Here is a 22,125-nt window from a genome sequence, read left to right as displayed (position 1 = left end):
TCATATGAAAGTTCTACTATTTAATGGAGCTCTCGATAGAAGAGAAAATTCAGTTTCAGAAAGAATTTGTAAATATTTTCAGACTCAACTTACCCAAAAAAATATAGAAGCGACAATCTTCAATATTGCCGAATCTAATATCCCTATCCTCGATTTTTCGATAAAAGAAACACCAAGAGAAGTTTTGGAGATGAATAAAATTTTTGTGGAAACAGATTTACAAATTTGGTTTACACCGCTCTATCACGGAAGTCTAACAGGTGCTATGAAAAATGCTATCGATTGGTTGGAAATTAGTGCTAAATTGCCAAGACCTTATCTTACTGGTAAACGAATTGGGCTTGTAAGTTGGGCAGATGGGATGCAAGCAATGCAAGGCATTAATGCGATGGAATCTATTGTAAAAGCACTTAGAGCCTGGCCTTTGCCTTATAGTGTTCCGGTACAAAGACCAGATTTATTTACAGAAAATCAAGAGATTAATGCAAAATACGAGACACGCTTCAAATTATTAATCGATGTGCTTTTAGAAGGACCTAATCAAATAGGATAGTCGTACTTTCTGTCTTTTGTCACAAGGCAAAGTTTTGGTGTGCTATCTTTTTATAATGTTGATCGTACACCACAATTCTTACTTCTTTGATATTTTTGGGTAGACGAGTCGTAAGTTTTCCAGAATAACTTTTTTCTTGATTTTTTCTTGTTTTTCTACCTTCCAAAAGGTGATGTTTTATAATTAATTCATCATCATTAATATCGATTTCTCTAGAGAAATTAGAAGCTTTTACCGAAATAGGAGTTTTGGTTTCTTTTGCTTCAACAGAATAATATAATGTACGCTTTTCTATAGCTAATAGTTGTATGGTTACTTGTTTTGGATCAGAAATTGTGTCGATATAATTTGATGGGTAAAGAGGTTTTTCTTCAGGAAATTGTGTCGTACAGTTTATCAACGTAGCAAAAGATAGTAAAAAAAATAAAGAGACAAGAAATCGAAAAGATGATTCTTTTTTACATACATTTTTCATTGATAAGATTGCATAAACGGTTTAGTTCTAGTTCTATTTTCTTGGCTTCTTGCATCGCTTGTTCAATAATCAATTTATCGAAGAGAGAGTTCAATTCTGCTTTCTGAACAAGAATTTTTTCATAAATCCGATTTTTATAATTAATCTGATCAAAATATCGAATAATATCTTCTAACTCATCATAATTAGAGGAGTCTATTGGGTTTTGCAGATAGTAATTCCATAAAACCTTTTGTTCGCCTTGTATTTTATTTTCTATTTCTTGAATTGTTACTTTGTCTTGGTTATTATTCTTGTTTTTTTGTTCATTAATCAGTTCTGCTCTAAGAAATTCTAAATATTTTATTTTTTTTGTCTTCAAGGTTTTTATAATTATTATAAATACTTCTTATAAATACTTCTTCATTCAAGCTATCACGAAGTTAGTTGTTATAATATTAGCACTATTTATCAGGCTACTAGAGTTATCTTATCTTAACTAGGATATGAATTTTTACATTTCCGATAAAGGAAATGAACAAGGCCTACAAAGATGAAGATTATTAGCTGTTTTAACAAAAAAAACAATAAATTTTATCTAAAGATTCGTGTTTGAATCAAAAAAGACTATCAACTCTGGCCGATAGTCTTTTTTAAAGAAATATTATTGTATTTTGAAAAATTTCTACTGATTATTTTCCTAAATAAATCTGGAAACCTAGTGCAACACCCAATCCATTTTGAGCTTTTGCGTTCGATGCATCAGACTTTGAGTAGTTGTATCCAACTGTTCCTTCCAATGCTACGTTACGAGAAAGAAAATGTGCATAACCCCCGTTTACACCAAAACCAAATGAGGTGTCTTTTTTAGATCCATGATTAGTTCCACCTCTGTCTGCTCCAGTAATACCAGCTTCGAGTTGACCAAAGAACCTTCCTGTAGAGCTTGCTCCCTCTGGGAAATAGTAACGAGCAAATGGCATTAATCGATAGTTCCAGATATTTTTATCATCTTTCACGGTTTGAAGTCCGAAACTTGTTGTCAAACCAACAGCTATACCATCCGAAATAAAATAACCTGCTTGTGGATTTAGGTTAATATTGAAATTTTCACCCTCGAATGAATATCCCAACGATCCAATAGAACCTCCTACTAGCCAATTTCCTTGTTTTATCGGAGAAGAACCTACTTCAGCAGATGTAGAAGGGGTAGAGATGTCTTGCCCAAATGCAAAAATTGAAGCAGATAGTAAACTGAATGTTAAAATTATTTTTTTCATGATAATAGCGTTTTTTATTATTTATTGTCTTGTGGTAATTGTACAATTTATGTACCAGAGTTATTAATTTTTATTTTTTTTCATTCCAAATTCTATCATATTTCTTCTAAATCGTTTATTGAAATAAAATTTTTTTAATAATACGAACCAACCTTTTTTATGTAAATTGCATCTAGACGATAGAATTAAAAAAAACAAAACAATGAGACATTTAATCCTATTATTTGCATTAATAGTAAGCTCATATACCATGGCACAAAACACATTAGACAAAATTTGGAGAGAAATAGAGCGAGAGTTTGATGAAGGGAAATTCAAGTCTTTGGAACCAAAAATTAATCAAGCTATCGATTTGGCTAGAAAAGAAAATAATACTCCTTTTGTCGCCAAAGGTATGTTTGCAAGGGCTAAAATCCAGATTGTGACCCAAGATGAAATGGATGATGTGAATTTTGTTTTTCGAGATTTCGAAAAAGAAATTAATCATACAAGTGGAGTAGAAAAAGTTATTTTAACAGAATATTTACGCCAATTGTACTCTATCTATTGGGTAGAAAATTCTTGGAAATTCAGAAATAGAACCAACGTACAAAATTCACCTTCTGAAGATATTCGTTTTTGGAGCCAAGTGAATTTTATCGATAAAAATAATGAGTTGTATGCTCAAATTAAAGCACAGAAAAATCTTTTGCAAAAAGAAAAAAGCAATAATTGGCTTTCACTTTTTGCGTATGATTCTACGAAAGAACAAAAACAACTAGAAGCTAGTTTACGCTTATTACCAACACTTTGGGATGTTTTGGCCAATAATCAATTGCAATATTTACAACAAAATAATGCAGCTTTGGCAAACGAGTTTATAGATGAGTGGTTGGCTTCCGATGCTCGATTAACAACAGAACAAAAAATGTTTCTGGAAGAATTGAAAATTAATCATCAAGAGGATTTATTGGGAGAATTAAACTATAAAGAAGCCTTACGAAAACTGATTGTAAAGTATCCGAAAAATTGGTACTCGTATGAAGTTATGTATCACTTGGTTTCTAAACTCTACAATAATCAGATTTCGGAGCAAGAACAATACAATGAGATTTTAGGCTATCTCAAGCAAATCCTGTCAGAATCAAAAGATAAAGAGTTACAAAAAAATGCAAAATTATTTCTAGACGTCATCAATAATCCATCTATTTCTTTGGTTACGGATGAGTTTATTACTCCCAATCAGGTGAATCCTATCCAAATTGCTCATAGAAATACTTCGAGATTTTATATAAGAATCTACGATTATAATATTGGTGCAAAAGATATCCAGTCGCAAGAATTACGGAATCATTTATTGCAAGATTATCAAGAAGGTAATAGTTATGAAAAATTTCTTTCGAAACTAAAAATAGTAGATTCTTATGAGGTTGATTTAAAGAAATTTACAGATAATTTAGAGCATTCTACTTTGTTTGCGCTGAAGCCTTTACCAAAAGGAAGATATATTCTAGTGGCGAGTTTAGAAGATAATTTTAAAAGAAATTCTACCAATAAAATTAATATTTTAGAGCTGAAAGTTACAGATTATTCGATATTGTACGATTCTGATCAACAAGTTTTTCAGGTTGTTAACCGACAAACGGGTAAAAAACAAGCCAACAAGCCGATCGAAATCTATACAATAAAATATGTCAATCGACAACCCGAAATGGTATTAGACTCGACGGTAATTACCAACAATAAAGGATTCGTTAAGAAAAAAATAAAGAACTCATTTTATTATCGTTTAGCCGATGAAAATATTTTCTATTTGGATTATAACTACGGCAAATTTTCACCTAAAAGAGACACGACAGTACAAAAAAAAGTAGAATTGTTCACTGATCGTGCAATTTATCGACCTGGCCAAACGGTATATTTTAAGGCAATTGCTTATACAGTGGATAAAAAAAATAAAACAACTGCAGTAATACCAAAACAAAAGTTATTGATAAAATTGCTGGATGCTAACCAAAAAGAAATTCAGAAAGTAGAACTTACTTCTAATGAGTTTGGATCGGTAAACGGTACATTTTCTCTTCCGGCTTCTGTGCACACAGGTTTATTTACCATTAATATAGAAAATTTAGGTTCTAAGACAATTTCTGTAGAAGAATACAAACGGCCAAAATTTTTGGTACAATTGGATGATTTGACGCAAACGTATCAGCTAAACTCAGCCGTGAAAATCTCTGGTAAAGCCGAAACTTTTTCTGGAGGAAGCATGAATAATGCTAGAGTGAAATACAGAGTTTACCGCCAGGCAATATTCCCCTATTGGTTTTATAACGCTCGTCGACCGAACTATGAGGCAGAGGAAGAATTGATTTTCGGGCAAATAGAAACAAACAATCAAGGAGAATTTGTTTTTCATTTTCCGGTAACTCCGGCAAGAGAGCGAAACGGGAAAAACGATGTTAGGACCTATACCTTTCGGGTAATTGTAGAGGTTACAGACATCAATGGTGAAACTCACTCTACCGAAAAAAGGATTATGATAGGAGATAAAAATCTAATGCTTCAAGCGAGTTTAGACGACAAAGTTTCGGTGAAGGATTTAGAGAAATTCGTGGTAAGCTCAACCGACCTTAATGCTAATAAAATCCCTACCCAAGGTGTTTTGACAATTACAGAATTAGAAGCACCGAAAAGAGCATTGAGAAAAAATAATTTCACAACGAATTACGAGTTATATACCCGTGCCGAGTTCGAGAAACTTTTCCCACACGATGCATTTGCCAATGAAGACAAGCCACAAAATTGGCAAACTGGGAAACAAGTTTTCTCAACTAAATTCAACACTCAACTTTCAGATTCAATCCAAGTTACAAATGTCTCGAACTGGAAAGAGGGTTATTATACAATTCGGATGAATGTTTTGGTCAATGGTGAGCAAGAAGAGTTTTATCAGATGATTTATTTATCCAACCCGAAAAAGAAAGGTGATGTGATAGAATTATTTCAATACATGTTGAACCAAGAAAGCTTCCAACCGAAGGATAAAGTAGTCATTAATTTCGCAACAAATGCCGATTATCTTGATCTGAAAATTCGATTAGAAGTAGACGAAGAAATCAAAGATGAAGAGATCTTATCCGTAACCAAAAAAGGAAAATCGTATTCGTTTCCTGTAGAAGCAAGTTACAGAGATAAGGTGTTTGTGCATTACGAATTTGTGAAGTATAACTCGTCACAGCAAGGTACAATTGTGATCAATATACCCTCTGAAAATAAAAATCTAGAAATCAACACCAAAACTGTACGTGATTTATTATCGCCTGCAACCAAAGAAAAATGGACCTTTACCATAAAAGGAAGTGAAAAAGACAAAATTTTGTCAGAATTTCTTGCCACAATGTACGATGCTTCATTAGATCAATTTACAAAACATTCGTTGAGAATGCTTCCATACAACTTCAGCTCGTCGCCAAAAAGAGGTTTTGCTTTCAATAAAAGTTTTAATATGTCTAGATCTGGACAATGGACCAAGAATGATTTGTATCCAATCTTCGTATATAATTATTATCTATACCCAATCAATACATTTGATTTTAGTTTTAGGTCTTCTATACATAATAGAATGTTTGCATCCGTTGCACTAGAAGGGAAAACAACAGGCTTACCAACGGTCACAAAAAATGCACAAATGAAAGTAACTGACGCTGCAGATGCTGTACAATATGATCAAACCGATAACGAACAACTAATTGAGCAAGCAGCAGAAGAAAACTTTCAAGAGAAAGGTCAGGTGATTGCTACTCGTAGTAATCTGCAGGAAACAGCATTTTTCTATCCTACGTTAAAAACGGATGAAGAAGGTAATATACAGTTCGAGTTTACCGTGCCAGAAAGTTTAACGAAATGGAAGATGATGGGGCTTGCACACACAAAAGACATGAAGATAGGATATTACGAAAAAGAAATTGTAACCCAAAAAGAATTGATGGTAGTGCCGAATATGCCACGATTTTTGCGAGCAGGAGACAATATGAAAATCTCGACTAAAATCATGAATCTTTCGGATAAAAATCTTGTAGGAAAAGCTAAATTGATATTACAAGATGCTTTTACCCAACAACCACTGGATGTGGTTTTTGAGAATACCCAAAGTACGAAAGACTTTTTGGCCAATAAAGGACAATCGACAGAAGTAAACTGGGAAATTAACATCCCAGAACATGTACAGCTTGTGACTTATAAAGTAACAGCAGAAGCAAACGGTTTCACAGATGGAGAAGAATCTACATTGCCAATTGTCACAAATCGTATGTTGGTTACCGAAACTCTCCCTTTGTATGTGAGAGAAAATCAGATAAAAAGTTTCGAGTTCAAAAATCTACTCCATCAGCACTCAACAACACTCGACAACTATCAATTAACGTTAGAGTGGACGAATAATCCGATTTGGTATGCGATATTTTCGTTGCCTTATCTCAAAGAAAACCCAAACGAATCCTCAGAGCAAACCTTTAGTTCTTTATACGCCAATTTACTTTCAGAAAAACTTCTAACATCTAATCCGAAAATAAAAGCAGTTTTTGATGATTGGAATAAAAAAGGACAATTAAAATCCAAACTAGCACTCAACCAAGAACTAAAATCTATCATACTCGAAGAAACACCTTGGGTACAAAACTCTATGAGCGAAGAAGAGCAAATGAAGCGTATTGCCGTTTTGTTTGACCTGAATACGATGCAACAACAAATTAAAACTAGTTTCGAGAAGTTGATGCAAAAACAAAAAGCTTCGGGTGGTTTTTCTTGGTATGATGGCGGATTAGAAAGCGAGTTTTTTACTACTTATATTTTGAGTGGATTTGGAAGCATGAAGAAAATGGGAGTAGATTTAGCTAAATTTAATCTTTCGGTAGAAAAAAACATATCAGAAATGATTAAATTCATAGATCATCAACAACTTAATTATTTCAACGCGCTAAAAGCTAAAAAACTACATATCCCAGATTGGAACAATGGAGTCCATTATCTCTATGCAAGAAGTTTCTTTCTAGATAACTATCCTTTTCCTAAAGAATTAGACGAACTGAAAGCAAATTATATAAATAATCTAAAGAACAATTCGCATCAATTGTCCCTTCAGGCACAAGCTATGGCTGCCTTAGTCCTAGAAAGAATAGGAGAGAAAGACCAAGCCAAACGCATCCTAGACTACCTAAAAGAAACTAGCGTAAACAGTGATGAAATGGGTATGTATTGGAAGAAAAATGTGTCAGGTTGGGCTTGGCATGCGACACCAGTAGAAACGCAAGCGACATTAATAGAAGCTTTCTCAGAAATTAACCAAGACGAAGAGTCGGTAGAAAAAATGAAAGTTTGGTTATTGAAGAATAGACAAACCAATCAGTGGAATTCTACCAAAGCAACTACCAAAGCAGTCTATGCACTATTAGGTACAGGTAAATCTTGGCTAGATGCAGAGAATAATACTCGAATTTCTATAGGAAACAAACCAGTTGACTTTTCAACTTCTAGCACACAAAGTGGAACCGGAATGGTGAAAAAAGTTTGGACAAATAAAGAAATTCTTCCAGAAATGGGAAATGTCGAAATCGAGAAAAAATCACCAGGTGTTGCTTGGGGAGCTTTGTATTGGCAATATTTCGAAGATTTGGATAAAATACAAACAGCCGAAACCGGAATTGCTTTTCAGAAAGATTTGTATAGAAAAGAAAATACAACTAATGGTCCAATGCTGATGAATATCACCGAGCATACTCCTATCAAAATAGGAGATGTTGTAGTTGTACGGTTACGAATTTCTATCGATCGTCCGATGCAGTTTGTCCATATAAAAGATATGCGAGCAGCTGGTTTCGAGCCTGTAAATTCACTTTCGGGTTACCGTTATAATGGTGAATTTGGCTATTATCAGAGTACGAGAGACTTGGCCACTAATTTTTATGCTGATTATATGCCGCGTGGGACTTACGTATTCGAATACGAATTGATTGCCAATAACGAAGGTGATTTCTCGAACGGAATTACCACAATGCAAAACATGTATGCTCCGGAGCTAAGTGCACATAGCAAAGGGATTAGAGTGCAAATCAAACAATAAGAAATTGTATGTATTGATAATAAATAAATCCCGCTAATCAAGACGAAAAGCGGGATTTTTTATTGAATGTATTTTGTCTTAAACTTTTAGGTCTGTATTGAGGTTTCCTAAAAGATCCTTGTATTTATCAAGAATCGGTTGAACTTCGATTTTCAAGAAATCTTCGGTTTGTTCTGGTGCAAAACCAATGAAATTCATTGGATCCATAATTTCTTTGATTTTTTGTTCGTCCATTTTCATGTTTTCATCTTTCAATAAACGCTCAATCAAATCATTCGATTTTCCTTCCATTTTTACTTGTTTAGCAGCTTCCATCGAGTGTGTACGGATAATTTCATGCAGCTCTTGGCGGTCGCCTCCTTGTTTCACACCCTCCATAATAATATATTCGGTCGCCATGAAGGGTAATTCTTCTTGGATTCTGCGTTCGATACTTTTCGGATATACCACCAACCCTTCTAAAATATTGTTCCAAATCAAAAGAATAGAATCTATAGCCAAGAAAGCTTGTGGGATCGATAAACGTTTGTTTGCAGAATCGTCTAATGTTCGCTCGAACCATTGTGTAGCAGCCACCATCTGCGGAGAAGAAGCCAAAGAAATCACATATTTGGCCAAAGAAGCTATACGTTCAGAACGCATCGGATTTCTTTTGTAGGCCATTGCCGAAGAGCCTATTTGGTTCTTTTCGAACGGTTCTTCTATTTCTTTTAAGTTTTGCAACAAACGCAAATCATTGGTGAATTTATGAGCAGATTGAGCAATATTTGCTAGAACTTCTAATGCGTACGCATCTACTTTTCGATCGTAAGTTTGTCCAGACACAGCAAATACATTTTTGAAGCCGAAACGTTCAGAAAGTTTTTTGTCTAAGATTTTTATTTTTTCATAATCACCATTGAATAACTCTTTGAAAGATGCAGCCGTCCCAGTGGTTCCCTTCACACCTCGAAAACGTAACGTTTCGATTCTGAATTCTAACTCTTCCATATCGAGCAAAACCGATTGTAACCAAAGCGTAGCACGTTTACCTACCGTGGTTAATTGAGCGGGTTGGTAATGAGTGAATCCTAAAGTTGGTAAATTTTTATAGGTATCGGCAAATTTAGCTAATCCATTTATTACGTTCACGAGCTGTTTTTTTACCAGCTCGAAACCATCTCGAATCTGAATCAAGTCGGTGTTGTCTCCTACAAAAGCAGAAGTTGCCCCAAGGTGAATGATTCCTTTTGCTATCGGCGCTACATCACCGTATGCATGTACGTGGGCCATTACATCATGACGGAATTTTTTTTCATAAGCAGCGGCAACTTCGTAATCGATATTGGTTTCATTGGCTTTTAACTCGTCTATTTGCTCTTGTGAAATATCCAAACCTAACTCTTTTTCTATTTCGGCCAAAGCGATCCAAAGTTTTCGCCAAGTGGTAAATTTTTTATCGGGTGAGAAGTTATACAACATTTCATCGCTTGCATAACGGCTCTCTAATGGGTTTTGATATTTGTTCATTTGATGTTGTTTTTAAAGTTTTTGTTTGATATTTTTTTGATTAAAGTTTTTTCAAGATTGATTGCACTTCATCCAAATAATATCCTTCGAATAGCAACGCGTGCAACATAAGCGGATAGAGTTGGGTGTAGGGTAAGCGTTCTTGCCAAGTTTCTTCTAGCGGATAAATCTCTTGATAGCTGTGGTAGAATTGCTGATCGAATCCACCAAAAAGTTTACTCATCGCCATATCTATTTCTCGATGTCCAAAGTATGAAGAAGGATCAATCAACGCGATTTGGTCATAGTCGATTGGTAGGATATTGCCCGACCAAAAATCACCATGCAAAAGAGAAGGTTGCTCGATCGGAAAAAAAGAATTGATTTGCTTGCAATATTTATCAAGTTGTTGGCTTTCTCGTCTTCCGATAAGGTTTTTGTCGCGTAACAGTTTTGCCATTGGAAGAATTCTATTTTCACTAAAAAATTCTTCCCATTGGGTAGATGAAATATTGGGTTGAAGCACAATTGCGCAATACGTGTCTTCTGTCCATCCAAAATTTTCTTGGTGAGTGCGATGAAGCTTTGCCATGTTATTGGCTAAATGAATCCACGATTTTTCGGTAGGAGTTTTTTTCTCGAGCCATTCTAGAATTAGAAACTGAAAATTGTCTTGTGAAACTCCATAATCTATGACATTGGGAAGAATAAGTTGGTCGATATGTGAGAGGAAGTTTAGGTTGTCGGCTTCTTTGCGAAATAGTTCTGGAAGACTATCGGCAACGTTTAATTTTAGGAAAAAAGGTTTCCCGTCGCATTCTAAGCGGAATGCATCGTTGATATCTCCTCCCTTTATAGGTGTAGCTTCGTCGAATTTTAATTTCGATAAAGCAACTTTTTTTAAAACTTCATTCATATAGGAAAACAATAAAAGCCTGATGAATCATCAGACTTTTTATATAATTTAAAATAAGGTCGTACGAATAATATTTTGTGACCTTTCTGGCCCCACCGAAACCAGATAAACCTCTATCCCTAAATAATTTTCGATAAAATGAATATAATCTTGAGCCGTTTTTGGTAATTCATCGAACGTACTGATTTTTGATATATCCTCTGTCCAACCTTCTAACTCTTCGTACTGTGCTTCGTATAGCTCGAGTTTTGTGGTAGAAGAGGTGAAGTAGTCGATTATTTTTCCGTCCTCGGTTTTGTATGCTGTACATACTTTTATTTTATCTATGCCGGTTAACACGTCTAGTTTGGTAATCACTAGATGAGTAATTCCATTGATCATACAGGCGTGACGTAGAGCAACCAAATCTAGCCAACCAGTTCTACGAGGTCTTCCGGTTGATGCACCAAACTCAAACCCAATTTGTCTGATTTGCTCACCAAGTTCGTCGTGTAATTCTGTCGGGAATGGTCCGTTACCTACACGTGTACAGTATGCTTTAGAAACCCCAATCAGGTTTTTTAGTTTTGTCGGAGGTACGCCAGCTCCCACACAAACTCCTCCTGTTGTTGGTGATGAAGAAGTAACATACGGATAGGTGCCAAAATCGATATCGAGCATTAATGCTTGAGCTCCTTCAAACAGAACTGATTTTCCTTCGTCGATCCCTTTGTTGATTTCTAACTCAGAATCTATTATACGTTCTTTCAGTCGTTGACCGTAATCTAAATATTTCTGATAGATGTCTTCTAATTTTAATGGTTCTTTCTCGAATAGCTTTTCGAAAAGGGCATTCTTTACCAAAAGATTTTCTTCTATTTTTGCTTTTAGAACCTCCGGGTTTAATAAATCAATCGCACGGATTCCGACACGTGCAACTTTGTCTTCATAACAAGGCCCAATGCCTCGTTTGGTGGTGCCGATTTGTAAATCTTTGCCAGCAAACTCTTCTCGATACTCGTCTAAAAGAACATGATAAGGCATTATGATATGTGCTCTACGGCTAATGAAAACATGATCGGTACGTTGACCTCTGGCTTCTAATTTTTCAATTTCATTGAAAAAAGCTTCAGGGTTGACTACGACCCCGTTGGCAATAATACATTTACCCTTGCATTGTAAAACACCCGATGGTAAAAGATGCAAAACAAATTTATCATCACCTACATAAACCGTATGACCTGCATTGTTACCGCCTTGGTAACGAACAACATAGTCTGATTTCTCGGCTAAAACATCAGTGATTTTTCCTTTTCCTTCGTCGCCCCACTGAAGGCCGACCACTACATTTGTTGACATGTATGACTTGTTAAAATGTTTTGTTTGTTAACTGCAAATTTAAGTTAATGTTAAAGCTCTTCCAATTATTTATCATAAGTTTTTATAAAAATACAGAAACATCTATTTCAACGCTCTATGTTCGAGAAGATTTTTTTATTGTTTTTTCCTTTTCCAAGGATTTTGTTAGAAAGAAACCTGCAAAGAATAGTTAAATAAAGCCTGCATTAGCAGGCTGAAAATTGATTATTTTTTGATGAATTTTGATGTTAACTTGCCTTTTTCGGTTTCTAATAATAAAAAATAAGTTCCCTTTGGTAAATGATTTACCTGAACTTTTGTTCTTTTTGTCTGAACGCTGTTTTGCATTACTTTTCTACCCGAAGTATCAACTATTTGATAATTAGAGATAACAACGTCTGCTTCAATCATTACCAAGTCGGTTGTGATGCTTGGATAAACTTTCACTTTTGGTTGGGTTGCATAGTTGTGATTGGCCATATTTCCTTGTGCTTTTAGATAAGGATAGCCGTTGTTGATGTTTTGTGAAATTGTCCAAAGTTCTTCACTGTTTTGATTAAGAAGATCCACCATTGATTGAGATTTCATGAAAGTTGTATTTTTTCCTTGAATATCGATCGGCGTTTCTCCGTATTCGAAATCAGCATATGCATTCAGATCATTCAAATCTTCATTATAGTAAGATTTATTAATTTGTACCTGGCCAACTAATCCTGCAAATGCACCTGCATGGAGTGGTGATGTTACCTTGCCGACAGCATAAACATTTTCTATATGCATATTAAATTGTGGTGAACCGACAAAGCCTCCTGCTCGTTCTAATGTAGCATTTACATCGACTATTGCATAAGAGTTTTTTATAGTATTGATTCGGTTTGGAGCAAAAGCCATGGTGCTAAAACCTGCAAAACCTCCTATGATATAGTCGCCAGAGACTTTTCCTGTTGCAAAAGATTCGGTGATTATAGTGTTGTCCCATGGGGTACCAACAAATCCACCAATTTGGTTAACGCCGCTAATGACACCATCTGACGAACAATTATGGATAGAAGAATCTGTTAATAATCCGCCTGCAAATCCGCCTGCATTATAGCCAGTAGCTACAATATCGACATTCTTTACATGGCAATTCTCAGCGGTACTGTTTGTTGAGAGGTTCCCGACGAAACCACCCATGGTATCTCGCCCTCTAAGGTAGACATTTTCTACGTTGGTGTTTTTTAAATGTCCATTATAAACTTGTCCAAAGAAGCCTATAAAATCGCCTTTATCACGAATTACTTGTATGTTTTTTACAGTGTGATTTCCTCCATCGAAAGTACCCGAAAAAGCTTGTGTGGCAGAGTAACCAATCGGTGTCCAAAGGTGAGAAGCTAAATCTATGTCTTGTGTTAGGGTGATTGTTTTACCTTCAAAAGTTTTTCCGTTCATTACCAGCTTTGCCAATCCGGCCAATTGTTCTGCTGAGTTAATTTCGAAGGATGTTTGGGCATCGGTATACCAGCTAACATCAGCGTTATCGTGCCAATTACTGCTTGGTAAATCTTTTTTTACTACGAATGTTTTGTCTGTTGTTGTTGATTTGTACACGTTTGGTGCAAATTTCTGATTGTCTTGTGCATTTCCTATAAAAAAAGAAGCTATAGCAAAGAGAGTTAATAGAGTTTTTTTCATATTTGTATTTGTTTTGTGCAAACAAAGAAAAGGAATTTTAAATTGATTATCCGATTATAAAATCAATTATTTCTGAATAATAATCGATATGTATATTCGGCTATGGACTTTAAAGTGAGATTTATTCAATAATTAGAAGTTATTTTAGAATTTTATACTCGGGCTTAGTTGACAATTAGAAAAAGTTTCATCAAAACCATCCGTTTTTATATTTACAAAATCTTATCAATTTCGTAACAGCTTAATTTATAAAGAGTTTTATCTTTAAATAAACAAAATATTTTGTTATGGAGGAGAAGTATAAAACTTGGAAAAATCTTAATGGGGTTACTTATTCCGAATCAATCAAAGATTTGTTAGAAGATGCAATTTGTCGAGAACTATCTGCCGGTCATGAGCTGAAAGTCTGCATAGGTTCGGACTCTCATGTGTATGGTAATGAAGTGAATTATGCTACGGCTATTGTAGTGGTGAGAAAAGGAAAAGGAGCTTTTGCTTTTTTACACACCGAACGAGTGAAAGAAAAAATTAGTCTGAAAGAACGTCTTCTCAACGAAGTAGTAAGATCGGTAGAGGTAACGTACAATGTGTATTCTATTCTAGATGTATCGTATAGATTTGGAGGTCCATGCCGATATAAACTCTGCAGAAGACCATAAATCTAGTATGGTACTGAAAGAAGCTATGGGGTACGTTTTGGGGATGGGGTACAAATTCATCGCCAAACCTTATGCTTTTGCAAGCTCATCTTGCGCTGATTGGGTTGCCTAAAGAACTGTAATGTATTAGGAAGCGAATGAAGATGAAGATGTTAGTAAAACAACGATAATTTATAGAAATTCTTGTGCACTCTACAATCTTCCTTATTTTTGTAAAAAAATAATCGATTGGAAGATTTTAAAATGATGGCGAAAACTTTTTTTGGTTTTGAAGAAGTTTTGGCACAAGAAATAAAAAGCATCGGAGGGCGAGATGTGCAAATCCGTAACCGTATGGTAGAGTTTTATGGAGATCTTGGATTTCTTTATAAAGCTAATTATAGTTTAAGAACTGCTCTAAGAATCTTAAAACCAATCATGAATTTTTCTGTAAAAAATGATGATCAACTCTACCAGAGACTATTAAAATTTCATTGGGAAAATTACCTACAAGTAGATCAAACTTTTGTTATCAATGCAACAGTAAATTCAGATTATTTTCGTCATTCACACTATGCAGCGCTGAAAGTGAAAGATGCCATTGCCGATCGATTTACCAATAAATATGGGAAACGCCCAAGCGTAGACCGCTACAATGCCGATATCAGATTCAATTTACATATAAGTCATGATAAAGTAACACTTTCACTCGATAGCAGTGGAGAATCATTACATAAAAGAGGATACCGAACAGAAACTGGTCCAGCCCCAATCAATGAAGTTTTAGCAGCAGGTTTACTAAAAATAGCTGGTTGGGACGGGAAAGGAAACTTTCTAGATCCGATGTGTGGCTCGGGAACAATGCTGCTAGAAGCAGCGATGATGGCAAGCGAAATTCCGGCACAATTGCACCGAAAACACTTTGCTTTTCAGAACTGGAAAGATTATGATGAAACACTCTTTACATCAATTAGAAACTCGAGAATTAACCGGATTAAACCATTTGACTATAAAATTGTAGGTTACGACAATAGTCCGATGATGGTGAAAATTGCAGAACAAAACATTATTTCTGCGGATTTGGTTGATCTTATAGAGGTGAAACATCAAGATTTTTTTACATCCAGAAAAGAGCTTTTCCCAGTTTTATTGGTCTTCAACCCGCCATATGATGAGCGAATAGAAAATGATAATCAGATTTTTTATAAGCAAATAGGCGATCAATTGAAAAAGTTTTATCCCAATACCTTAGCTTGGTTTATAACATCAGATCTCGAGGCAAAAAAATATGTTGGTTTGCGTCCTTCTAAAAAATACAAAATTTTTAATGGAAAATTAGAATGCGATTTTCTACAATATGAAATGTATGAAGGTTCGAAGAAACAATCGAAAAATGATTAGTCCATGACCGAGATTCAGCTATTTATTCAAGAAGTTTTCCAAAACCAAGAAGTTGTTATTCTCCAATCTGATGAAGGTTTTGCTATAACATTTTCAGAATCATTTATGTATGAAGATGATTCGCCTTTAGAGGTAATTTGTTTTTGGAGCTCTGCCCAAAAGGCAAAAGAAGCCCAGCATGCAAGATGGCAACAACACAAAATAAAGACTATTTCGTTAAACGATTATATAGAACAGTGGTTAATCGGAATGATCGAAGAAGTTGTTTTGGTAGGAATTAATTTAGATGCAAAAGGCAAAGGGGAAGAAGCATTGCCGGTAGATTTTTTGTTAGACATGTGTAATTATGGTATCCAAAACTATCCAACCTTTTCTCTAAAACACTTTAAAACACTAGAAGCATTAAGACAAGAAATTATAAAATTCAAAGAAGAATCTAATTTTAACCAATAGTGGAAAATCTTTTTTTTTCTATCATAATTGCCGTTTACGAAAGACCCATCGAATTAATCGAATTACTACAAAGTTTGAGCAAACAAACTTATAAAAACTTCGAGGTTTTGGTGGTAGATGATGGCTCTAAAAATCCGTTAGAATACATCACTAATGATTTTTCTACACTGTTGACGATTCGCTATCTTTATAAAGAAAACTCTGGGCCAGGATTGAGCCGTAATTATGGAATGCAACAGGCAAAAGGAGAATACTTCATATTTCTCGATTCGGATACGATTGTATCTAAAGACTACTTATCTACTGTCAATCAAGAGCTTAACGAAGACTATGTAGATGCTTTTGGTGGTCCAGATGATGCCGATAAGAGTTTTAATATTCTGCAAAAAGCTATAACATTTTCTATGACATCCTACCTTACAACAGGAGGGATTCGAGGGGGGAAAAAACAAGTAAATCGTTTTCAGCCCAGAAGTTTTAATATGGGGATAAGCCGAAAAGCGTATGAGTTGACCAATGGATTTTCTAAGTTAAGGGTAGGAGAAGATCCGGATCTTAGCATGCGAATTTGGGAGAAAGGATTGCAAACTAGGCTTTTTCTAGAAGCAAAAGTTTTGCACAAAAGAAGATCGACACTGAAAAGTTTTGCTAAACAAGTTTATCAGTTTGGCATTGCAAGACCCATACTGAACCAACGGCATCCGAACTATATAAAAATTAGTTTTTGGTTTCCAGCAGTCTTTTTGTTAGCGAATATTATTGCATTTCTGTTGGCTTTTTCTTCCTTGTTCGTACAAGGTTTTATGAAAAAATTTTTGTTATTACCACTACTTTTTTGGATGTTTTATCTTGTTTTGATTTTGGTTTTTGCTACAAAACGTTTCGGTAGTTTTATGGTCGGATTAATGTCTATACCCACAACCTTAATCCAATTTTATTGCTATGGTTTTGGCTTCTTAGAAGCACAAATCAAATTAAATATCCTTCAGCAAAAGCCAGAAAAAGCCTTTCCTCGACATTTTTATTTTAAGTGATTTTATCGATTTGCATGTATATTTTATGTAATTTTGCACATTCTTAAAATACAATCCAATGCGTACGAAATCGGTCGGGAAAAAGAAAATAAATATTGTTACTTTAGGATGCTCTAAAAATGTATATGACTCCGAAGTTTTGATGGGGCAATTACAAGCCAATAAAAAGGAAGTTGTGCACGAAGGAGTAGGAGATATTGTAGTAATCAATACATGTGGATTTATCGATAACGCCAAAGAAGAAAGTATCAACACTATTCTAGAGTATGTCGATCTGAAAGAACAAGGAGAAGTAGAAAAAGTGTTTGTTACAGGATGTCTTTCAGAGCGTTATAAACCAGATTTAGAGGCAGAAATTCCGAATGTCGATCAGTATTTTGGTACTCGCGATTTACCTTTGTTACTAAAAGCTTTAGGAGCAGATTATAAGCACGAGTTAGTGGGTGAACGTTTAACAACAACACCACGTCATTACGCATATCTAAAGATTGCAGAAGGATGCGATCGACCATGTTCATTTTGTGCTATCCCGCTTATGCGTGGAGGAAACATTTCAAAACCGATAGAAGAACTTGTAATTGAAGCTAAAAAATTAGCAAAAAAAGGAACCAAAGAATTAATTCTCATAGCCCAAGATCTTACGTATTATGGCCTAGATCTCTATAAAAGAAGAGCTTTGGCAGATTTACTTAAAGAATTGGTAAAGGTAGATGGTGTCGAATGGATTCGTTTGCACTACGCTTTTCCGTCTGGTTTTCCAGAGGATGTTTTAGAAGTGATTAAAAAAGAGAAAAAAGTGTGTAATTATCTCGACATACCTTTGCAACATATTTCTACCGATATTCTGAAATCGATGCGACGCGGAACCACCAAAGAAAAAACCAATGCTTTGCTCGATAAGTTTCGACAATATGTTCCCGATATGGCTATTAGAACAACACTTATTGTAGGTTACCCTGGTGAGACCGAAGAGCATTTTAATGAGATGAAAGAGTGGGTGAAAGAACAACGATTCGATCGATTGGGATGCTTCACTTATTCACACGAAGAAAATACACATGCATATCTGCTAGAAGATGATGTTCCGCAAGAAGTAAAAGAACAACGTGTAGAAGAGATAATGGAAATCCAAACACAAATCTCTTACGAGTTGAATCAAGAAAAAATAGGTAAACAATTTCGCGTTTTAATAGATCGAAAAGAAGGTGATAATTTTGTCGGGAGAACAGAATATGATTCTCCGGACGTGGACAACGAAGTATTGATCAATGCAGAAGAAGTCTATTTGTCTATAGGAGATTTCGTACAAGTTGAGATAGTTGATGCGTATGAATTCGATTTAATTGGTAAATTAGTAGAATAATCTAAAAAAACAATCTATATTGTTATGAAAAAAATAGTTTTAAGTTTAAGTCTAACTATCCTAACTTCCTTTTATTTATTGTCTTGTAAATGTGATACAGAAACAACCTCTAATCATGTAGCCAAAACATCTGGTGATGTTGTTGAGGAAGTTGTTGTTGTAAATAACAATGGTACATTAGATGAAAACAACAATTATATATATTCTGTAGGAGAAATTTCAGATATTATTTTGCCTAATAATGATACATTAAATATCGGAGAGTTCTCGACAGAAAAGAAACTAATCAATCAACTAAATGATCAAAAATTTAGCGTTAATATCGATAAAACCAAGGATTGGATAACGCTCGATCGAGTTTATTTCGACATCAACAAGTCTGTAATTACAGATAATTCTTTAATCCAAATCGATAATATAGCTAAAATACTAAAAGCATATCCTACCGCAACGCTAAAAATAGGAGGGTATACCGATAATACTGGCGATGCAGCAATCAATAAAAAAATTTCTACCAATCGTGCTGATGAAGTAGCCAAAGCATTGGTAAATAAAGGGATATCTGCAAACCGAATATCAACAGAAGGTTACGGTGATCAACATTTTCTTTGTGAAGCGAATGATACCGATTTGTGTAGAGCGCAAAATCGTAGAGTCGATATCCGAATTACCAAAAAATAAAAATTTAAGCGTTTTTCATGCATTCGCTTTCGACATTTTTAGCTAAAAAAGATGTACAGTTTTCTGCAAAGCGTTATTTTGTCGATGCAATGGGAGCAATGGCTTATGGTCTATTTGCTACTTTGTTGGTAGGTACAATCCTGAAAACTTTTGGCGACGAATTCCATGTCCATTTTTTGTCTACGGTAGTTTGGCCATTTGCTCAACAAGCTACAGGTCCTGCAATTGCATTGGCAATTGCGTATAGTTTGCGCGCCCCTCAGCTAGTTCTGTTTTCTTCTGCAGTTGTCGGTGTTGCTGCCTATCAGTTAGGTGGTCCATTAGGCGTATTTTTATCTTCGATAATTGCAGTAGAATGTGGTAAGTTAATTTCTAAAGAAACACGAATCGATATAGTTATTACACCAATTGTTACAGTATTGATTGGTATACTCATTGCCCAGTTTGCAGGCCCAAGTGTTCAGCAAATTATGCTTTGGCTAGGACAAATTATCGGACAGTCGACCAATGCTAATCCTATTCTTATGGGAATCGTTATTGCTGTTTTAGTAGGGATGACCTTAACGCTACCTATATCCTCAGCCGCTCTTTGCTTGATGCTCGAATTAGACGGCTTAGCTGCAGGAGCAGCCACTGCCGGTTGTTGTGCACAAATGATCGGTTTTGCAACGATAAGTTTCAGAGAGAATGGTATTCAGGGTTTCTTGGCGCAAGGTCTTGGTACAAGTATGTTGCAAATGCCAAACATTTATAAAAATTGGCGCATATGGATTCCACCCACACTTTCAGCTGCAATCTTGGGTCCGATTGCTACAACCGTCTTACTGATGGAAAATACAGCCTTAGAATCTGGTATGGGCACTTGTGGTTTAGTAGGGCAGATAGGAACTTGGAATGCAATGAAAAACGAATTTTCTACATCTTCAATCCTTTTAAAGATCTCGATATTACATTTTATCTTACCCGCAATTTTAGCGTATATTATTTATTGTATATTGAAAAAAATCAATTGGATACGAACAGGAGATTTAAAGATATTTTGATTTACGCTAAATAAGAAAAATAGTCTTTTAGGATAGTTGCATTTTTAATACGCATTGTATCAATCTCCAAAATTTTAGCTCGTCCTGTGTCTTGATTATAAAAAATATCTAAAATGTTATCTATTTCATTTTCATTGTCTAATTGCCAGTAATCTAAACCAAAGGTTTCGGCTAACCCGTAGGTTTTTAGATGGTGTTTCGTTTCGAAAAATTCTTCTACAACATCGGTCTCATTTGGTCCAGGAATGAAACGGAATATATTTCCTCCTCCATTGTTGATTAAAATGATCCTTAGATTTTTAGGCAGATTTTTATTCCATAACGCATTAGAATCATATAGAAAACTAATATCACCTGTGACTAGAATTGTTAAGTCTTTGCTTACTGTAGCACAACCTACCGCTGTTGAGGTAGAGCCATCGATTCCACTAGTTCCTCGATTGCAAAAATAGGAGCAAGACTTAGGATTGTCGAACAACAATGCATAACGGATAACAGAAGAATTACCATAATGAACATTGCTATTGTTCGGAAAGGTTTTGATTATTTTATCGAAAATCTTTAAATCACTATATGGAGCTTTTTCTATGTATGTTTCATGTTTAGATTCTTTTTCTTTTCTTATTCTATCCCAAAGATGATAATAATTACTTCCTTTTGGATTTATGTACGGAAGGAAGTCTTCTAGAAACTGATTTTTATTAAAAAGAATTTTTTCATTTAAAACCTGAAAAGTATCTGGTTGCCAAAATTCATCCAAATGCCAATGTTCTTTTGGTGGATGATTTCGAATAAAATTTTTTATTTTTTTGGAGACAACATTTTGACCGATTGTTAATAAAATTTCAGGTTTTAAATTTTCTAATTCATCTGAACTTAAGTTGTAGATAATTTGGTCTATTTTATTGATAAATAAATTGTTATGAATATTAGATGTTACCTCTATTAATACAACAACAGAAGGGTCGTTTGCCAAATAATTTATCAATTGGTTGAAATGTTTGTCGGTAGGATGTAATCCGACCAAAACCAATTTTTTTTGTGCTATATTCCATTTTCTAGATAAGGCAAATATATCTATTTCTGGAAATTCTTTTTCAGGGATTAATAAAGTTTCGATAGTGATCAGTTGCTCGACTGTAGAACCGTAAAATGGTTCTGAAAAAGGCATGTTGATGTGTACAGGTCCCATACATTGTTTAGATTTTGTAAGAGCATCTTTCACCTTTAGCATGTTTTCGGTCAGGGTTTCGGTATCGTCTTTTTCACTCAACTGGGTACTGTAATAGCTATGAGATTGATATAGATTCTTTTGTCTAATCGTTTGTCCATCAAAATTATCAACCAAATGTTCTGGGCGATCAGCGGTAAGGATTATCAGGGGTATATTTTGGTAAAAAGCTTCAGTAACTGCTGGATAATAATTTGCAGCTGCAGAGCCAGAAGTGCAACAAATTACTACTGGTTGTCTCAATTTTTGTGCGATGCCTAAAGCAACAAAAGCGGCTGATCTCTCATCGATAATCGAATGCGTAATAAAACGATCATCGTTGGCAAATTGCATGGTCAGTGCACCATTTCTAGAACCAGGAGACAACACAATATGCTGTATATTTGCGGCTAAAAAAGTTTCAGCTACAAGTTGTACATTAAGTAGGTTTGACTTTTTTTTCAAAATAGAGATAAATTAAAATAGTAAAAGGTTCTGAAAG

The 22,125-nt window shown here is 34.9% G+C and carries 18 protein-coding genes; 10 read left to right on the top strand and 8 right to left on the bottom strand.

Translation table 11 applies throughout. The features are described 5' to 3' along the window. Positions 1-4 precede the first annotated feature (4 nt). Entirely contained in the window at positions 5-553 is a 549-nt protein-coding gene (locus WEEVI_RS00165) for an NADPH-dependent FMN reductase (protein ID WP_013597156.1), read from the top strand. A gap of 19 nt (positions 554-572) precedes the next feature. On the opposite strand, the gene WEEVI_RS00160 is transcribed toward WEEVI_RS00165, so the two are convergent. From WEEVI_RS00160 to WEEVI_RS00150, 3 genes are all read right to left on the bottom strand, one after another. Next, a complete protein-coding gene (locus WEEVI_RS00160) occupies positions 573-1,028 on the bottom strand; it encodes a hypothetical protein (protein ID WP_013597155.1) in 456 nt (151 codons plus the stop codon). Next, a complete protein-coding gene (locus tag WEEVI_RS00155) occupies positions 1,012-1,389 on the bottom strand; it encodes a hypothetical protein (RefSeq protein ID WP_013597154.1) in 378 nt (125 codons plus the stop codon). The genes WEEVI_RS00160 and WEEVI_RS00155 overlap by 17 nt, the downstream gene beginning before the upstream one ends. Positions 1,390-1,699: 310 nt before the next feature. Then, positions 1,700-2,287, bottom strand: a complete 588-nt coding sequence (locus WEEVI_RS00150; RefSeq protein ID WP_013597153.1) for an outer membrane beta-barrel protein — start codon at positions 2,285-2,287, stop codon at positions 1,700-1,702. A 202-nt stretch (positions 2,288-2,489) separates the two neighbouring features. Here WEEVI_RS00150 and WEEVI_RS00140 point away from each other — a divergent pair, with 202 nt between their 5' ends. After that, positions 2,490-8,384, top strand: a complete 5,895-nt coding sequence (locus tag WEEVI_RS00140) for an alpha-2-macroglobulin family protein (protein WP_013597152.1) — start codon at positions 2,490-2,492, stop codon at positions 8,382-8,384. 78 nt (positions 8,385-8,462) lie between these two features. Here WEEVI_RS00140 and purB read toward each other — a convergent pair whose 3' ends face one another. The 4 genes from purB to WEEVI_RS00120 form a co-directional block, all read right to left on the bottom strand. Beyond that, positions 8,463-9,893, bottom strand: a complete 1,431-nt coding sequence (gene purB / locus WEEVI_RS00135) for an adenylosuccinate lyase (protein WP_013597151.1) — start codon at positions 9,891-9,893, stop codon at positions 8,463-8,465. 40 nt (positions 9,894-9,933) lie between these two features. After that, on the bottom strand, positions 9,934-10,788 hold the full coding sequence (locus WEEVI_RS00130) for a fructosamine kinase family protein (RefSeq protein ID WP_013597150.1): 855 nt from the start codon (positions 10,786-10,788) through the stop codon (positions 9,934-9,936). Positions 10,789-10,836: 48 nt separating this feature from the next. Further along, on the bottom strand, positions 10,837-12,126 hold the full coding sequence (locus WEEVI_RS00125) for an adenylosuccinate synthase (protein ID WP_013597149.1): 1,290 nt from the start codon (positions 12,124-12,126) through the stop codon (positions 10,837-10,839). A 225-nt stretch (positions 12,127-12,351) separates the two neighbouring features. Continuing rightward, positions 12,352-13,800, bottom strand: coding sequence for a GLUG motif-containing protein (locus WEEVI_RS00120; RefSeq protein WP_013597148.1), 1,449 nt, complete (start codon positions 13,798-13,800; stop codon positions 12,352-12,354). Between the two features lie 287 nt (positions 13,801-14,087). Here WEEVI_RS00120 and WEEVI_RS00115 point away from each other — a divergent pair, with 287 nt between their 5' ends. From WEEVI_RS00115 to WEEVI_RS00085, 8 genes are all read left to right on the top strand, one after another. Beyond that, a complete protein-coding gene (locus WEEVI_RS00115; protein ID WP_260181929.1) occupies positions 14,088-14,459 on the top strand; it encodes a ribonuclease H-like YkuK family protein in 372 nt (123 codons plus the stop codon). Positions 14,460-14,466: 7 nt separating this feature from the next. Beyond that, the gene (locus WEEVI_RS11425; protein WP_260181928.1) at positions 14,467-14,571 is read left to right on the top strand and encodes a ribonuclease H-like YkuK family protein; all 105 of its coding nucleotides are present in this window, start codon (positions 14,467-14,469) and stop codon (positions 14,569-14,571) included. A gap of 131 nt (positions 14,572-14,702) precedes the next feature. Further along, a complete protein-coding gene (locus WEEVI_RS00110; protein WP_041941995.1) occupies positions 14,703-15,839 on the top strand; it encodes a THUMP domain-containing class I SAM-dependent RNA methyltransferase in 1,137 nt (378 codons plus the stop codon). 3 nt (positions 15,840-15,842) lie between these two features. Then, entirely contained in the window at positions 15,843-16,292 is a 450-nt protein-coding gene (locus WEEVI_RS00105; RefSeq protein WP_013597146.1) for a DUF2750 domain-containing protein, read from the top strand. Continuing rightward, positions 16,292-17,326, top strand: a complete 1,035-nt coding sequence (locus WEEVI_RS00100) for a glycosyltransferase family 2 protein (protein WP_013597145.1) — start codon at positions 16,292-16,294, stop codon at positions 17,324-17,326. Before WEEVI_RS00105 ends, WEEVI_RS00100 begins: the two co-directional genes overlap by 1 nt. A gap of 58 nt (positions 17,327-17,384) precedes the next feature. Further along, positions 17,385-18,689, top strand: coding sequence for a 30S ribosomal protein S12 methylthiotransferase RimO (gene rimO, locus WEEVI_RS00095; protein WP_013597144.1), 1,305 nt, complete (start codon positions 17,385-17,387; stop codon positions 18,687-18,689). Positions 18,690-18,713: 24 nt separating this feature from the next. Beyond that, positions 18,714-19,370 (top strand): OmpA family protein, encoded by a 657-nt coding sequence (locus WEEVI_RS00090; RefSeq protein WP_013597143.1) that lies wholly within the window; start codon positions 18,714-18,716, stop codon positions 19,368-19,370. A gap of 17 nt (positions 19,371-19,387) precedes the next feature. Then, positions 19,388-20,413 carry a PTS sugar transporter subunit IIC gene (locus WEEVI_RS00085; RefSeq protein ID WP_013597142.1) on the top strand — a complete coding sequence of 342 codons (1,026 nt, stop codon included), beginning with the start codon at positions 19,388-19,390 and terminating at the stop codon, positions 20,411-20,413. Position 20,414: 1 nt separating this feature from the next. Here the strand turns inward: WEEVI_RS00085 and menD are convergent, their stop codons facing one another. Further along, positions 20,415-22,088: a 2-succinyl-5-enolpyruvyl-6-hydroxy-3-cyclohexene-1-carboxylic-acid synthase gene (menD, locus tag WEEVI_RS00080; protein ID WP_013597141.1), complete on the bottom strand. Its 1,674-nt coding sequence runs from the start codon at positions 22,086-22,088 to the stop codon at positions 20,415-20,417. Between the last annotated feature and the right edge of the window lie 37 nt (positions 22,089-22,125).

Origin of the sequence: Weeksella virosa DSM 16922 (assembly GCF_000189415.1) — a bacterium.
Lineage (GTDB): Bacteria > Bacteroidota > Bacteroidia > Flavobacteriales > Weeksellaceae > Weeksella > Weeksella virosa.
This window is presented reverse-complemented; position numbering and strand designations above follow the sequence as displayed.

Excerpts from the sequence above, each read along its gene's own strand:
- WEEVI_RS00130 (WP_013597150.1), bottom strand. The coding sequence starts at position 10,788 with ATGAATGAAGTTTTAAAAAAAGTTGCTTTATCGAAATTAAAATTCGAC.
- WEEVI_RS00105 (WP_013597146.1), top strand. The coding sequence starts at position 15,843 with ATGACCGAGATTCAGCTATTTATTCAAGAAGTTTTCCAAAACCAAGAA.
- WEEVI_RS11425 (WP_260181928.1), top strand. The coding sequence starts at position 14,467 with ATGGTACTGAAAGAAGCTATGGGGTACGTTTTGGGGATGGGGTACAAA.
- WEEVI_RS00150 (WP_013597153.1), bottom strand. The coding sequence starts at position 2,287 with ATGAAAAAAATAATTTTAACATTCAGTTTACTATCTGCTTCAATTTTT.
- WEEVI_RS00090 (WP_013597143.1), top strand. The coding sequence starts at position 18,714 with ATGAAAAAAATAGTTTTAAGTTTAAGTCTAACTATCCTAACTTCCTTT.
- WEEVI_RS00120 (WP_013597148.1), bottom strand. The coding sequence starts at position 13,800 with ATGAAAAAAACTCTATTAACTCTCTTTGCTATAGCTTCTTTTTTTATA.
- purB (WP_013597151.1), bottom strand. The coding sequence starts at position 9,893 with ATGAACAAATATCAAAACCCATTAGAGAGCCGTTATGCAAGCGATGAA.
- WEEVI_RS00115 (WP_260181929.1), top strand. The coding sequence starts at position 14,088 with ATGGAGGAGAAGTATAAAACTTGGAAAAATCTTAATGGGGTTACTTAT.
- WEEVI_RS00160 (WP_013597155.1), bottom strand. The coding sequence starts at position 1,028 with ATGAAAAATGTATGTAAAAAAGAATCATCTTTTCGATTTCTTGTCTCT.
- WEEVI_RS00125 (WP_013597149.1), bottom strand. The coding sequence starts at position 12,126 with ATGTCAACAAATGTAGTGGTCGGCCTTCAGTGGGGCGACGAAGGAAAA.
- rimO (WP_013597144.1), top strand. The coding sequence starts at position 17,385 with ATGCGTACGAAATCGGTCGGGAAAAAGAAAATAAATATTGTTACTTTA.
- WEEVI_RS00140 (WP_013597152.1), top strand. The coding sequence starts at position 2,490 with ATGAGACATTTAATCCTATTATTTGCATTAATAGTAAGCTCATATACC.
- WEEVI_RS00110 (WP_041941995.1), top strand. The coding sequence starts at position 14,703 with ATGATGGCGAAAACTTTTTTTGGTTTTGAAGAAGTTTTGGCACAAGAA.
- WEEVI_RS00085 (WP_013597142.1), top strand. The coding sequence starts at position 19,388 with ATGCATTCGCTTTCGACATTTTTAGCTAAAAAAGATGTACAGTTTTCT.
- WEEVI_RS00165 (WP_013597156.1), top strand. The coding sequence starts at position 5 with ATGAAAGTTCTACTATTTAATGGAGCTCTCGATAGAAGAGAAAATTCA.